At 63.3% G+C, this 13,009-nt stretch carries 17 protein-coding genes; 7 read left to right on the forward strand and 10 right to left on the reverse strand.

Going from position 1 to position 13,009, the window contains the following annotated elements; genetic code table 11:
* Genes L610_RS10705 through L610_RS10720 form a run of 4 tightly spaced genes read right to left on the reverse strand, consistent with a single transcriptional unit; the run spans position 1 to position 3,041 of the window.
* The gene (locus L610_RS10705) at positions 1 to 333 is read right to left on the reverse strand and encodes an XdhC family protein (RefSeq protein WP_144704950.1); all 333 of its coding nucleotides are present in this window, start codon (positions 331 to 333) and stop codon (positions 1 to 3) included.
* A 30-nt stretch (positions 334 to 363) separates the two neighbouring features.
* Positions 364 to 1,602, reverse strand: coding sequence for a VWA domain-containing protein (locus tag L610_RS10710; protein WP_144704953.1), 1,239 nt, complete (start codon positions 1,600 to 1,602; stop codon positions 364 to 366).
* A gap of 1 nt (position 1,603) precedes the next feature.
* On the reverse strand, positions 1,604 to 2,533 hold the full coding sequence (locus L610_RS10715) for a MoxR family ATPase (RefSeq protein ID WP_144704956.1): 930 nt from the start codon (positions 2,531 to 2,533) through the stop codon (positions 1,604 to 1,606).
* Positions 2,534 to 2,546: 13 nt separating this feature from the next.
* The gene (locus L610_RS10720; protein ID WP_024846848.1) at positions 2,547 to 3,041 is read right to left on the reverse strand and encodes a flavin reductase; all 495 of its coding nucleotides are present in this window, start codon (positions 3,039 to 3,041) and stop codon (positions 2,547 to 2,549) included.
* Positions 3,042 to 3,177: 136 nt separating this feature from the next.
* On the opposite strand from L610_RS10720, the gene L610_RS10725 reads away from it, so the two are divergent.
* The 4 genes from L610_RS10725 to purB all read left to right on the forward strand — a co-directional run bounded on the left by L610_RS10725 (position 3,178) and on the right by purB (position 7,385).
* Positions 3,178 to 4,209 carry a branched-chain amino acid ABC transporter substrate-binding protein gene (locus tag L610_RS10725; protein ID WP_024846847.1) on the forward strand — a complete coding sequence of 344 codons (1,032 nt, stop codon included), beginning with the start codon at positions 3,178 to 3,180 and terminating at the stop codon, positions 4,207 to 4,209.
* Complete coding sequence (locus L610_RS10730; protein WP_144704959.1) at positions 4,206 to 5,210, forward strand: P1 family peptidase; 1,005 nt, start codon at positions 4,206 to 4,208, stop codon at positions 5,208 to 5,210. The genes L610_RS10725 and L610_RS10730 overlap by 4 nt, the downstream gene beginning before the upstream one ends.
* A 55-nt stretch (positions 5,211 to 5,265) precedes the next feature.
* On the forward strand, positions 5,266 to 5,991 hold the full coding sequence (locus L610_RS10735; RefSeq protein WP_144704962.1) for a DUF2259 domain-containing protein: 726 nt from the start codon (positions 5,266 to 5,268) through the stop codon (positions 5,989 to 5,991).
* Between the two features lie 86 nt (positions 5,992 to 6,077).
* Positions 6,078 to 7,385 (forward strand): adenylosuccinate lyase, encoded by a 1,308-nt coding sequence (purB, locus tag L610_RS10740; protein ID WP_144704965.1) that lies wholly within the window; start codon positions 6,078 to 6,080, stop codon positions 7,383 to 7,385.
* Positions 7,386 to 7,388: 3 nt separating this feature from the next.
* Here the strand turns inward: purB and L610_RS10745 are convergent, their stop codons facing one another.
* Entirely contained in the window at positions 7,389 to 8,201 is an 813-nt protein-coding gene (locus tag L610_RS10745; protein ID WP_144704968.1) for a VOC family protein, read from the reverse strand.
* A 140-nt stretch (positions 8,202 to 8,341) separates the two neighbouring features.
* Here L610_RS10745 and L610_RS10750 point away from each other — a divergent pair, with 140 nt between their 5' ends.
* Entirely contained in the window at positions 8,342 to 8,890 is a 549-nt protein-coding gene (locus L610_RS10750; RefSeq protein WP_024846842.1) for an alpha/beta hydrolase, read from the forward strand.
* A gap of 13 nt (positions 8,891 to 8,903) precedes the next feature.
* On the opposite strand, the gene L610_RS10755 is transcribed toward L610_RS10750, so the two are convergent.
* Both L610_RS10755 and L610_RS10760 read right to left on the reverse strand, forming a co-directional pair.
* On the reverse strand, positions 8,904 to 9,677 hold the full coding sequence (locus tag L610_RS10755; RefSeq protein WP_144704971.1) for an HpcH/HpaI aldolase/citrate lyase family protein: 774 nt from the start codon (positions 9,675 to 9,677) through the stop codon (positions 8,904 to 8,906).
* 1 nt (position 9,678) lies between these two features.
* Positions 9,679 to 9,999 carry a DUF1476 domain-containing protein gene (locus L610_RS10760; protein ID WP_024846840.1) on the reverse strand — a complete coding sequence of 107 codons (321 nt, stop codon included), beginning with the start codon at positions 9,997 to 9,999 and terminating at the stop codon, positions 9,679 to 9,681.
* Positions 10,000 to 10,153: 154 nt separating this feature from the next.
* Here L610_RS10760 and L610_RS10765 point away from each other — a divergent pair, with 154 nt between their 5' ends.
* Positions 10,154 to 10,384 (forward strand): DUF1289 domain-containing protein, encoded by a 231-nt coding sequence (locus L610_RS10765; protein WP_144705108.1) that lies wholly within the window; start codon positions 10,154 to 10,156, stop codon positions 10,382 to 10,384.
* Positions 10,384 to 11,088 (forward strand): TIGR02281 family clan AA aspartic protease, encoded by a 705-nt coding sequence (locus tag L610_RS10770; RefSeq protein ID WP_144704974.1) that lies wholly within the window; start codon positions 10,384 to 10,386, stop codon positions 11,086 to 11,088. Before L610_RS10765 ends, L610_RS10770 begins: the two co-directional genes overlap by 1 nt.
* Here the strand turns inward: L610_RS10770 and dusA are convergent.
* From dusA to folB, 3 genes are all read right to left on the reverse strand, one after another.
* Complete coding sequence (gene dusA / locus L610_RS10775) at positions 11,085 to 12,086, reverse strand: tRNA dihydrouridine(20/20a) synthase DusA (RefSeq protein WP_144704977.1); 1,002 nt, start codon at positions 12,084 to 12,086, stop codon at positions 11,085 to 11,087. The two genes, L610_RS10770 and dusA, sit on opposite strands and share 4 nt — an antisense overlap.
* A gap of 61 nt (positions 12,087 to 12,147) precedes the next feature.
* Entirely contained in the window at positions 12,148 to 12,666 is a 519-nt protein-coding gene (gene folK / locus L610_RS10780; RefSeq protein ID WP_144704979.1) for a 2-amino-4-hydroxy-6-hydroxymethyldihydropteridine diphosphokinase, read from the reverse strand.
* A complete protein-coding gene (folB, locus tag L610_RS10785; RefSeq protein ID WP_144704982.1) occupies positions 12,650 to 13,009 on the reverse strand; it encodes a dihydroneopterin aldolase in 360 nt (119 codons plus the stop codon). Before folB ends, folK begins: the two co-directional genes overlap by 17 nt.

The following is a 13,009-nucleotide window of genomic DNA, read 5'->3' on the forward strand; positions in this document are numbered from 1 at the left end:
TCAGTTCAACCGCTCGACAAAAACTCGGATACGACCGCCGCAGGACAGGCCCACCCGCCAGGCGGTTTCGTCGGCAACGCCGAATTCGAGCATGCGTGGCTGGCCACTGTCGATGACGTCGAGGGCCTCGGTGACCACCGCGCCTTCGACACAGCCGCCTGAGACGGAGCCCAGGAAATTGCCTTCGGCGTCGATGACGAGCTGGCTGCCAACGGGCCGTGGTGCAGAGCCCCAGGTCTCGATCACAGTGGCGAGTGCGACAGAACGGCCTTCGTCCAGCCACTCCTCGGCAGCGTCCAACGGGTCCCGTGTCTCATCTTTCGCGGTATGCATGATGTTCCTCCCAGAACACTATGATCCGGCTCAGGCCCCCGTGCCAACCCCCATCCAGCGCCGCGGATGGATCGAACGCGATTTCGCCGCGGACAGCGATGCCACCAGGTCGCCGAGCGACTTCAGCGAGTGGACCGGGCGGAACTCGTCGACATGCGGCAGCATGGCCCGAACGCCTTTTGCACGCGGCTCAAAACCGTCGAAACGCAGCAGCGGGTTGAGCCAAATGAGGCGCCGGCACGACTTCGACAGCCGCTCGATCTCGGCGGACAGCAGCTCGGTGTCGTCGCGCTCGAGTCCGTCGGTGATGAGCAGCACGACTGCCCCCTGCCCCAAGACGCGCCGCGACCAGCGCAGGTTGAACTCGCGCAGCGTCTCGCCGATCAGGGTGCCGCCTGACCAGTCCTTCACGGCCGCCGCGCAGTCGGTCAGCGCATCGTCCGGATCGCGATGGCGCATCTGGCGCGTCAGGTTGGTGAGCCGCGTACCGAAGACGAAGGTATGGACGTGGCCGCGCTGGGCCTGCAGCGCGTGCAGGAAATGCAGGAATGTGCGGGTGTACTGGCTCATTGAGCCGGAAATGTCCGCAAGGACCACGAGGGGCGGATGCACCTTCCGCACCGATCTGAACTTCGGGAGGATCAGCTGGCCGCCGGTTCGCATCGACGCGCGCATAGTAGCGCGCGGGTCGGTGCGGTTGCCGCGCGGATCAGCCCGCCATCGCCGCGTGCTGACAAAATCCTCGGGAAGCTGCAGTCTGGCGATTGCCTGCCGCGCCTCCGCAAGCTCGGCGGCGCTCATCTGCGCAAAATCCTTTTCGCGCAGCACCTCGTTGGTCGAGGTGGTGAAGCGGGCATCGACCTCGATCTCCGGGACTTCCTGAGCCGCCTGCTTCTGGCGATGGCTCTCGAACATGGCGTCACCCACCCGCGTCTCGGCAGCGCGGTTCTTGCGCGTCTCCTGACGCGGCGGCGCGACCGGCGAGAACATTGCGATCATCTTCTCGATCAGTTCGCGCGACTTCCAGAAGAGCTTGAAGGCCTCGTCGAAGGTAGCGTGGTCCTCGCGCCGCTTCACGAGCACGGCGTGCAGCGTCCAGTAAAAGTCGTCGCGTGAGCCGATGCCAGCGGCGAGCACAGCGTCGAGCGCATCCTTGACCGAGGCAGGACCGACCCGCATGCTAGCCTTGCGAAGCGCGCGGGCAAAATAGACGATGTTGTCCGCGAGACGGCCGTGGGGATCCGCGCTCGCTGGAAGGGTTTCCTGCATGTCACTCGGCTGCAGCAAGCTCGGCCTTCACCTCGTCCAGAATCCGGCGCCCCTCGCCCTGGCTGATGCGGGCGATGTCGTCCTGGTACTTCAGCAGCACGCCGATCGTGTCTGAGACCGTCTCCGGATCGAGTGCCACCTTGTCGAGTTCGGTAAGCGCGCCGGCCCAGTCAATCGTTTCGGCGACGCCCGGCACCTTAAACAGGTCGATCTGGCGCAGCTTCTGGATGAAGCGCACGACCTCCGCGGAGAGCCGCGCATTGGCCTGCGGGACCTTGCGCTCGACGATCTGCAGCTCGCGCTCCGCATCCGGATAATCGACCCAGTGGTAGAGGCAACGGCGCTTGAGCGCGTCATGAATTTCGCGCGTGCGGTTGGTGGTTATGATGACCAGCGGCGGCTCTTCCGCCTTTATCGTCCCGAGTTCCGGGACCGTTACCTGCCAGTCGGACAGTATTTCGAGCAGGAACGCCTCAAAGGCCTCATCGGTTCGGTCGAGCTCGTCGATGAGAAGAACCGGTGCTTCTCCCGGCTTGCCGTTGAGAGCTTCCAGGATCGGCCGCCGGATCAGGTATTTTTCCGAGAAGACGTTGCGCTCCATGGCGGCGCGGTCAGTCTCGCCCGTCGCCTCGTCCATGCGGATCTCGATCATCTGCGCGGCGTAGTTCCACTCGTAGACCGCGGTCGAGACGTCGAGGCCTTCGTAACACTGCAGGCGGATCAGCCGGCGGTTGAGGGAGCTAGCGAGGACCTTCGCGATCTCGGTCTTTCCGACGCCGGCCTCGCCCTCGAGGAACAGCGGCCGCTGCATGCGCAGGCTGAGAAACAGCACGGTCGCAAGGGCACGATCGGCGACATAGTCGGCACCCGCCAGCAGCGCCATCGTTTCGTCAATTGAAGTCGGAAGCGACTGCGACTGGGAGCTGACCATCAAACCTTGATCCTTACAGCTTCTTGTATTCCCGATGATGGTAGATGAGCGGCTCGAGGCTATCGCCTATTCTGATGCCTGTCACCTTTCCGAACAGGATGCGATGGGTAGCAAAATCCTTGGTCTCGACAACGTGACAGTCAAAGCTCGCTTCTGTGCCAAGCAGAACCGGTGCTCCGGTCGAGATCGTTTCCCACTCGCCGAGCTTGAAGCGCTCTTCCTGTGGCAGACGGGTGAGGCCGGAGAAGGCATCGGCAATAGGCTGCTGGGCTGCGGAAAGGGTGTTCAGCGCAAAGACGCCATTGTTCGCGAAAAGGTCGTTGTCCGGCTTGGTGCGATTGAGGCAGACGAGGACAGTTGGGGGATCGTCGGACACTGAGCAGGCGGCAATTGCGGTGGTGCCGCGTCTTCCGAAGGGGCCGTCGGTCGTCACCACATGTACGGCCCCAGCAAAGCGGCTCATGGCCTCACGGTAAAGGCGCGGTTCAACAGCATTCTTCAAAAGCACGAGCGCGATCCGGATTGTTAGCTTTCGTCACGATATAGTGGCTGGTGCGATTGCCACCAAGCACGGATCGTCTAATCGGTTGCGAAGAATAGTGCCAGCCTTTACCACATCGCTCCAGGGGTGGAGTCCGCATCACGTGTCGCGTCCAGTCAGTCTTATCGCAGCGGCAGCTGCGCTGGTTTTCTCAGGTCAGGCAGCTCTTGCTGCCGATGCACCCATCGGCCTCATGGCGCCGCTGAGCGGCAACTTCGAAATTCTTGGCAAGCAGATGCAAGAGGGTGCGGCTGCGGCGGCGCAGGCCAAAGGCGTCGAACTCGCCATTGCCGATGACCGCTGCGATGCCGAGGGCGGCGCTTCTGCTGCGCGCGAACTGATTGCCAGGGATGTCGCTTTGGTCGTTGGTGGCCTTTGCTCCGAGGCGATGGATGCCGCACTTCCACTTCTCACCGAGGCAAGCATCCCCGTCATCAGCACCGGCGTGCGCGCTGACCGCTTCACAGACCTGCGCGAACGCGAAGGCTGGCTTTTCTGGCGCGTCGCACCGCGCGACGATGCGGAACGCTCTGCCGCAGCCGACATCCTAGTCCCACTCTGGCGCAATGACCTTTTTGCCATCGTCGACGACGGCACGATCTATGGCCGCGAGCTCGCCGAGACGTTGCGTCTTGCCGCCGAAGTCGCCGGCCTCAAGCCCGCCTTCGTCGATACCTTCCGGCCGCAATCGGAGAACCAGTTCGCGCTGATCGGAAGGCTGACGCGCGCTGGCGCCACAAACGTGTTCGTCGGCGGCGACCGCGACGACATTGGCATCATCGCCCGCGATGCGGCCGAAGCGAAGGCTGAGCTCACAATCGCCGGTGGCGAAATGCTCCGTGCTCCTTCAGGCATTCCGCTTCGGGCTGGCGTGCTGATGGTGGGCATGCCAGAAGGTTCCCCCGAGTTAGAAGGCTATGCATTTCCCGCCCATGCGGCCGTCGAAATCGCCGCCGCGGCGCTGACGCAAGCTGGCGACGACATGGCATCCATCCAGGAGCTTCTGTCCAGGAGCGAGTTCCAGACTGTGATGGGGCCCGTGAAGTTCGACGCGAAGGGAGACCTCAGCCGCAATCCCTACCGGCTGCACCGTTTCGACGGCGAAAAGTTCGTTATTGTCGAGGACCAGCGGTGACCCTTCGTCCCGGACCGCGCAATCTCATCACGGACGTGGCCGGCCTCCGCGTCGGCAACGCACAGGATCACCGGCTCAAGAGCGGCGTAACCGCGATCATCCCGGACAAGCCATCCGTGGCGGCGGTGCAGGTGCTTGGCGGCGCCCCCGGAACCCGCGAAACGGATGCGATGGAACCGCACAATTCCGTGCAGGAGTTCCATGGGCTGGTACTGTCGGGTGGCTCGGCATTTGGCCTCGATGCCGCATCTGGCGTGCAAGCAGCCCTTCGCGAGCAAGGCATCGGCTTCGACGTGTCAGGTCATCGCGTGCCGGTCGTGCCTGCGGCGATTCTGTTCGACCTCGCCAACGGCGGTGACAAGGACTGGGGCCGGTTTCCGCCCTATCGGGAGCTCGGCTACGAAGCGGCGAACGCCGCTAGCGTTGAGTTTGAACTGGGCACGGTCGGTGCAGGCACCGGCGCGTTGACCGCCGGCCTTAAGGGCGGCCTCGGTTCCGCGTCGACGGTGCTGCCGAATGGGATAACGGTTGGCGCACTCGTTGCCGCCAACCCTCTCGGGTCGGTCACCATTGGACGAAGCAGGCATTTCTGGGCGGCACCCTTTGAAGTTGGCGACGAGTTCGGCGGTCTTGGCCTGCCCTCGCCGCTGCCGGCCGACACTGCTGAAATCCGCTTCAAGTACCACGCGTTCAATGCGGCAACGACGATCGCGGTGATTGCGACTGATGCGGTGCTGACGAAGGCCGAGGCAAAACGGCTGGCGGTGGCGGCCCATGATGGCTTTTCCCGTGCGATCTGGCCGGCGCACACGCCCGGGGACGGCGATCTTGTGTTCGGCATGGCAACCGGCACGAGCGGGATCGTGCCCGATCATCACGCATCGATGGACCTTGCCGCCGTCGCCGCCTCCACAATGGCGCGTGCGATCGCCCGCGCGGTCTATTTCGCCACTCCGGCTGAGGGCGATGTTTTCCCAAGCTGGAACGCGCAGTTCGGCTAGGACTTGCCCCGCACAGGCTCTGGCGGCATCCTGACGCTATGGAAAGGAGCCGACCATGAAGCTGCATCCCGGCCTGACCTCCCTCGCCCTCTCCTGCCTTTTCGCGATCCCGGCAATCGCCGGCGACGTCGCGGAGCTCAACATTCTTGGCTTCAGCGAGGACGGAAAACTCTTCGCCTTCGAGGAATTCGGGGTACAGGACGGCTCCGGATTTCCTTACGCCAACCGCTATTACATCGACGTCGAGACCGACAAGTTCGTGCCGGGTTCGCCCATCCGCGTGAGGCTTGATGATGAGGGGGCATCCGTCGAGCAGGCGCGTACTCAGGCACACGAGAAAGGTGAGACCATCATCGCCGAAGCTGAGCTTGCCGCGAACCGCGGCACCCTCGTCGGCTTCAATCCGCCGACTGAGCTTTCCGCCGATCCGCACCGGATCACCGTCAATCCTCGTCCTGTCTTCCCGCCAATAGGCGTTCCGCTGGAATTCCGCATCGAGGAAATCAACGTCCCGCAACCGGACCTTTGCCGGGAGCTTGCTGAAGCAAAAGGTTACCGCCTCACCCGCGTCAGCCTGACGCCCGGCCAGGAAACCGCGCTCCTGCATCAGGATACGACGATTCCGACTAGCCGCGGCTGTCCGCTGGGCTATCAGTTTGGCGCAGTGCAGACCTTCTTCCCTGAATCCGGTCCGCCCGTCTACGCAGTCCTGATCGCAGTACGCTCGTTCGGTTTCGAAGGTCCCGACTTCCGGTGGATCGCGGTTCCGGGGCGATTCTAATCCACAAGCGGCAGAGTCGCGTTGAGGATTTGGACCGCGTCTGCTAGGGAGCGCGCATTCTTCCCGGAACAATCAGGACGAGCCTCATGATCCCGCGCTATTCGCGACCCGAAATGGTTTCCATCTGGTCGCAGGAGACGAAATTCCGGATTTGGTTCGAGATCGAGGCGCATGCCTGCGATGCACTGGCCGAACTCGGAGTGATCCCGAAGGAAGCTGCGAAGACGATCTGGGAGCGCGGCGGCAAGGCTGAGTTCAACGTCGCCCGCATCGACGAGATCGAACGCGAGACGAAGCACGACGTCATCGCCTTCCTGACGCACCTTGCCGAATTCGTCGGGCCGGACTCCCGCTTCATCCATCAGGGCATGACCTCGTCGGACGTTCTCGACACCTGCCTTTCGGTGCAGTTGACCCGCGCCTCCGATATCCTGCTCGCCGACCTCGACGCCCTGCTTGCCGCGCTCAAGAAGCGCGCCTTCGAGCACAAGGACACCGTCACCATCGGCCGCAGCCACGGCATCCACGCCGAGCCGACCACCTTCGGCGTCAAGCTGGCCCTCGCCTACGCCGAGTTCGAGCGCTGCCGCGAACGCCTTGTCCACGCACGTGAGGAAATCGCTACCTGCGCGATTTCTGGCGCCGTTGGCACCTTCGCCAACATCGACCCGCGCGTCGAAGAGCATGTCGCGGCCAAGCTCGGCCTGAAGCCGGAGCCGGTGTCGACGCAGGTCATCCCGCGCGACCGCCACGCCATGTTCTTCGCGACGCTTGGCGTCATCGCCTCTTCGGTCGAGCGCCTCGCCACGGAAATCCGCCACCTGCAGCGTACCGAAGTGCTCGAAGCGGAAGAGTATTTCTCGCCGGGCCAGAAGGGCTCGTCGGCAATGCCGCACAAGCGAAACCCGGTCCTGACCGAGAACCTGACCGGCCTCGCCCGTCTCGTTCGCGGCATGGTTACACCGGCGCTGGAGAACGTGGCACTCTGGCACGAGCGCGACATTTCGCACTCGTCGGTCGAGCGTATGATTGGCCCGGATGCCACCGTCACGCTGGACTTCGCGCTTGCGCGTCTCACCGGCGTGATCGAGAAGCTGGTGGTCTACCCGCAGAACATGCTCGCCAACATGAACAAGTTCCGCGGTCTGATCCACTCGCAGCGCGTGCTGCTGGCGCTCACCCAGGCTGGTGTCTCACGCGAGGACGCGTACCGCTTGGTGCAGCGCAATGCTATGAAAGTCTGGGAGCAGGGCAAGGATTTCCTTGAAGAGCTGCTTGCCGATGCCGACGTGCGGGCCGCGCTCTCGGAAGAGACGATCCGCGAGAAATTCGACCTTGGCTACCACACCAAGCACGTCGACACGATCTTCAAGCGGGTGTTCGGAGAGGCGTGATCTTCACGCCTTAGCCGGAACAATGCGAATTTCGGTACCCCAGGGGTCGCTGGCGACGCGCTCGTCAGCGGCCCCTTTTGACTTGAGCTCCACGAAGCTCAAGCCGGTCCGGTCCTTTTCGCGCGGGCCAGCCCCCCGGCTCTGCCATGTATTGGCACCGATGTGGTGGTGATACCCGCCCGAAGACATGAACACCGCCTGCCCGCCATAGTGCAGCATCGTGTCGAAGCCTTGAGCCTGTCGCCACCATTCTTCGGCAGCCATCACATCGCCTACGCGCAGGTGGACGTGTCCAACGACGGTGCCTTCGGGAGCGCCGGTCCAGTCTGAGTCGTTCGTTGACAGTGTGTCGAGCAGCGCCTGAATGTTGAGCGGATCGGTACCCATGTGGACGCTCGGGCCATTGAAGGTCCAGGCTTCCCGCGGGCGGTCGGTGTAGATCTCGATGCCGTTGCCTTCCGGGTCGGTCAGGTAGATCGCCTCGCTGACATCATGGTCGGCGGCGCCATCGACACGGATGCGCTGTTCGATCGCGAAGTTGATCCAGCGCGCAAGGTCGGTGCGGTGGGGCAGCAGAAATGCCGTGTGAAAGAGGCCGGCCGATCGCGGATCATCCTGCTTCAGTGAGGTCGAGCCTTCGATCTCCAGGAGGGGCCGCTCCTCCGTGCCAAGCAGCACCCTCCCGCGCTCGCGACTCAGGACCTTCAGGCCGAGAATGGAGACGTAGTAGTCGGCGAGGCGCTGGGCATTGCGTGCCTTGAGGCCGACGCGGCCAATGCTGACCGGCGTGGTTGCGGCGAAGGGGAGCTGTTCCATGCGAATCTCCGTCGGGCAGGCGAACTTTGTCGGCGAAAAATGGTCAGCATGTGTCCGCGCACAAGCCCGTTCCGAAAGACAGCTTGTTCACCGGAGCAAAGAGGTTGCATCGCCTGCCCCGCCTCGCTACATCGCGCCCCATGAAGGTCAAAGACGCAGACATCCTCATCATTCCCGGCTACACCAATTCCGGTCCGGACCATTGGCAGACACGCTGGGAGAATAAGCTCTCGACCGCCCGTCGTGTCGAGCAAGCCGAATGGTCTAAGCCAGTTCGCGAGGACTGGGTGGCTAATGTTGTCCAAGCGATCGAGGAAGCGGTGAGGCCCGTGGTGCTGGTCGCCCACTCGCTTGGCATTCCGACGGCCATTCATGCCGCTAGGGTGGCAACGAAGCCGGTCGCAGGGGCGTTCTTCGTCGCTCCGCCTGACGTCTCCAACCCGGCGATCCGGCCAAAACACCTGATGACCTTCGGCCCCTACCCGCGCGATCCGCTGCCATTTCCGTCGATGACGGTGGCAAGCCGCAACGACCCCTTCTGTGCCTTCGAGGTTGCCGAGGACATTGCCGGTGCGTGGGGATCGAAATTCATCGATGCGGGCGAATCCGGCCACATCAACGCGGAATCCGGACATGGCCCATGGCCGGAAGGTTCAATGACCTTCGCGGCCTTCCTGTCGAAGCTCTAAGCTCGAAAATTATTCAGGCGATCGTCTTGCGGGCTGCTTCCAGCAGGGAAGCGGCCCCGAGCGACATGTAGCGCTGCTCGTTGCCGAGCGCGAGGAAGCGGTAGCCGAAGGAAACGTAGCGGCCGGTCAGCGCCGGATCGACGATATAGATCGCTGCATGCTTGCCGGCTGCACGGGTACGGCGGCCGATATCGGCAATCGCGTCCATCATGTCATCGAGGCCGGGGTTGACCGTCCCGCCGTTGGTCCAGGCGATCGAGAAATCCGAAGGGCCGACAAAGATGCCGTCGATGCCCGGGACCGCCAGGATGTCATCGAGGATCGCGAGTGCCTCGCGGGTCTCCACCATGGCGAAGGCGAGCGTGTCCTTGTTGGCGGAAGCCAGCCACTCGCCGCCATTGTTGCGGCCGCGGCGCGCCATAGCAAAGCTCGCGCCCCAGGAGCGCTGGCCCACCGGCGGGTACTTCATAGCGGCCGCGAAAGCGCGCGCGTCGTCGATCGAGTTGATCATCGGTGCGATGACCGCGTCGGCGCCGAAATCGAGCGCGCGGCTCGCCATCTCAAAGCGTCCCACCGGCACGCGCACGACCACCGGTTTTCCAGCCGCGATGACCGGCGCAATGCCGCGCAGGACGCTGTCCTCGTGGTGGCCGCCATGCTGCATGTCGAGCGTCACGGCGTCGACTGGCGTCGCCGCGAGCGCATCGATCGTCAAGGCATCGGGAATACCCGACCAGGCCGTGAAAACGGTCTCGTCGGCATTCAGGCGGTCCGCGAGGTTCTTCACGTTATGCGTTCCGGACGGACTCGATGGCCTGGGCCATCAGCTCTTCCATCGTGCGACGGATCTGGTGATCCGACTGCTCGACGCCGGCCGCATCGAAGTCCGCGCGGATCTTGCGGAAGACGTCATCGTCACCAATTTCCTGGAAATCGGCCATGATCACTTCCTTGGCGTACGCCTCGGCCGCCTCGCCGGTCTTGCCCAGCTTCTCTGCCGCCCAGAGCCCGAGGAGCTTGTTGCGGCGAGCCACTGCCTTGAACTTCAGTTCCTCGTCATGGGCGAACTTCTTCTCGAAGGCGTCCTTGCGTTCATCCATGCTTGCCATGCCCGTATCCTCTTTCACCGGCAAACCGCGCCGGCAGCAAATCTGTAGAGCCGTCCACAAACCAAATGCCCGGCATCTGGTCAATATCCGGCTTGCATCGCTCCAGCCGTTGTCCCATGTGAAGACAGCAAGAGGAAGGCGACAATCTGCGCTCATGGTTATTGAATCACCCTGCATCCTCGTCTGCGTGATCGACCAGAAGACAGGCTTCTGCTTCGGATGCGGGCGCACGTCGGCCGAAATTGCCGATTGGATCACCATGACGCCGGAGCGACGGGCTTCTGTCATCGCCGAACTGCCCGGGCGGCTGAGCGGGATCGAGCGCAAACCGCGCCGCGAGACGCGCCGTGCCAGGATGGCACGCGAGCGCGGCGGAGCGTCGTAATGCCGCGCCTTCTCTGGATCGTCCTTGCTGTCATCGCGGTCGGGGTCGTGGTGCTGGTTGCCCGGCATGATGCCGGGGCGATTCTCGGCATCGAGAACGAATCCTTCGGCCGCCTGCTGGCCCTCGGAGCGCTGGCAGTCGTCGTTGGCGCCAGCATCCTGCGCTCCGGCCTTGGGCTCGGCTATTTTGCCCGATCTCTGGTCCTGTGGCTGCTGATCATCGTCACGCTCGTCGCCGGCTACCAGTTCCGCTACGAGCTGCAGGATGCGGCAAGCCGCATCACAGCTGGCCTGATCCCCGGCAGCCCCTTGTCGATGACGGACGCAGACGGCCGTGTGTCGGTCATGCTCGAGCGCCTGCGCAACGGCCACTTCGAGGTGCGGGCGCAGATCGATGGCGCTCCGGTGACGGCGATGGTCGACACGGGCGCAACCTCTACGGTCCTCACCTTTCAGGATGCAGAGCGTGCGGGGTTCGAGCCTGCAAAGCTCAGCTTCAACATTCCTGTCATGACCGCCAACGGCGCAGCGAGTGCCGCAAGGGCCGTCGCTGACGAGATCCGTGTCGGCAACATCGTGCGCCGCCGCGTGCCGATCCTTGTCGCGGAGGCCGGGCGCCTCGACCGCAGCCTCCTCGGTATGAACTTCATTGGCTCGCTGTCAGGTTTCGACATGCGCGGCGACAGGCTGATCCTGCGCGACTAGGCGGCCGGAACTTCGACCTCATCAAAGCGGACCTGTGCCAACGCTTCGCGAAGAAGCTCCGGCTTTGCATCAGCGCGGGTTGCGTCTGCCGACAGTATCTGCCGCCAGCGGCGCGCGCCTGGCAGGCCATGGAACAGACCAACCATGTGCCGCGTGATGTGAACCAGCCGTCCGCCGCGCTGGGTGTGCTCGGCAGCGTAGCGGATCATTTCGTCGATTATTTCGTTCCAGTTCGGGTCGCGCTGAGGCTGGCCGTAGAGCGCGCCGTCGACTTCGGTGAGCAGGCCCGGGTTCTGGTAAGCGGCGCGGCCGAACATCACGCCATTTACGCCTGCAGCAAAATGCCCGCGCGCCTCTTCGAGCGTCGCAATGCCGCCGTTGATCCCTACGAAAACATCTTCAAGCCGCGCTTTAAGTCGATAAACTCGCGCATAATCAAGCGGGGGTATCTCTCTGTTTTCCTTAGGCGAAAGCCCCTGAAGCCACGCCTTGCGCGCATGCACCCAAAGAGCATCTGCACCCGCATCCAGAACCGCGTTCGCAAGCTCATCCAATGCCGGTTCCGGGTCCTGTTCATCCACGCCGATACGGCACTTCACAGTGACAGGGATACGGGCCGCAGCCTTCATGGCAGCGACGCATTCGGCGACGAGCTGCGGCGTTTTCATCAGGCACGCGCCGAACGTGCCCGACTGAACGCGATCAGAAGGGCAGCCTACGTTGAGGTTGATCTCGTCGTAGCCGAACTCCTCGCCGATCCGCGCGGCCTCAGCCAGCTTCTGCGGATTGGAGCCGCCCAGCTGCAGCGCGACCGGATGCTCGGCATCGTCGAAACCCAGCAGCCGATCGCAGTCGCCATGGATGATCGCATCCGTCACGATCATTTCCGTGTAAAGCAGCGCCCGGCGCGTGAGCTGCCGGTGGAAAAACCGGCAGTGCCGATCGGTCCAGTCGATCATCGGCGCCACGGCAAATCGGTGGTTTGGATAGTTTCTCATCTAGGCAAATGTAGGCGGGCGGAACGAAATGCGCGAGCCATACAGGCGAATTCGGGCAAAGTCACGCCGCGCGCCACCACGCACCGCCGCCGTCGAGCTTGACGATGCCCGCCTGATCCGTCTTCGCAAGAAGTTCGGACACCCGCTCGCCTTTCACCTTCAATTCGCCACCGATTTCAGCAAGGGGCGCCAGGACAAAGGCCCGTTGCGTCATGCGCGGATGCGGCACGTGCAGGCCGTCTTCATCGATCTCGTCATCTCCGAACAGCAGGATGTCGATGTCGATCGAGCGCGGACCCCAGCGTTCCTTGCGCACACGCTTGAGAGCCAGTTCGCTGCTGAGGCAAAGCTCCAGAAGCTCACGTGCCGACAGATCCGTCTCGACCGCGGCCACGGCATTGATGAAATCCGGCTGATCGGTCACGCCCCACGGCGGCGTCCGGTAGAGCGACGAAACGGCAGCCACGCGAACGGCAGGATGCCTGTCAAGCGCCTGCAAAGCTGCCGCCATCGATGCAACGGGATCGCCAATGTTGCCGCCAAGGCCAAGATAGGCGAGCGTGCTACTGTGGCCAGGCAACCGTGACCTCCACGTGGTCGAGTACGCCCGGCACCGGCGCGTTGGGCTTGCGGACTGTGATTTCAGCACGCACGATCTGCGGGAACTTACGACAAAGCGCCTGCGCGATATCGAGCGCCAGAGACTCGATCAGGAAGCGGCGGCGACCCGTCACGATCTTCTCGATCTCGATGAAAGCTAAGCCGTAATCGACTGTAGAATTTATGGAATCCGATTCAAGCGGGGTGTCCGGCTTCACCTGCAGCTCTGCGTCGACATAGAAGCGCTGGCCAAGGCGCTCCTCCTCGTCAAGCACACCGTGCCTGGCAAAAAAGGCGCAGTTCTTCATCCGTATCACATACAT

This window comes from Aminobacter sp. J44 (genome assembly GCF_007829415.1).
Taxonomy (GTDB): domain Bacteria; phylum Pseudomonadota; class Alphaproteobacteria; order Rhizobiales; family Rhizobiaceae; genus Aerobium.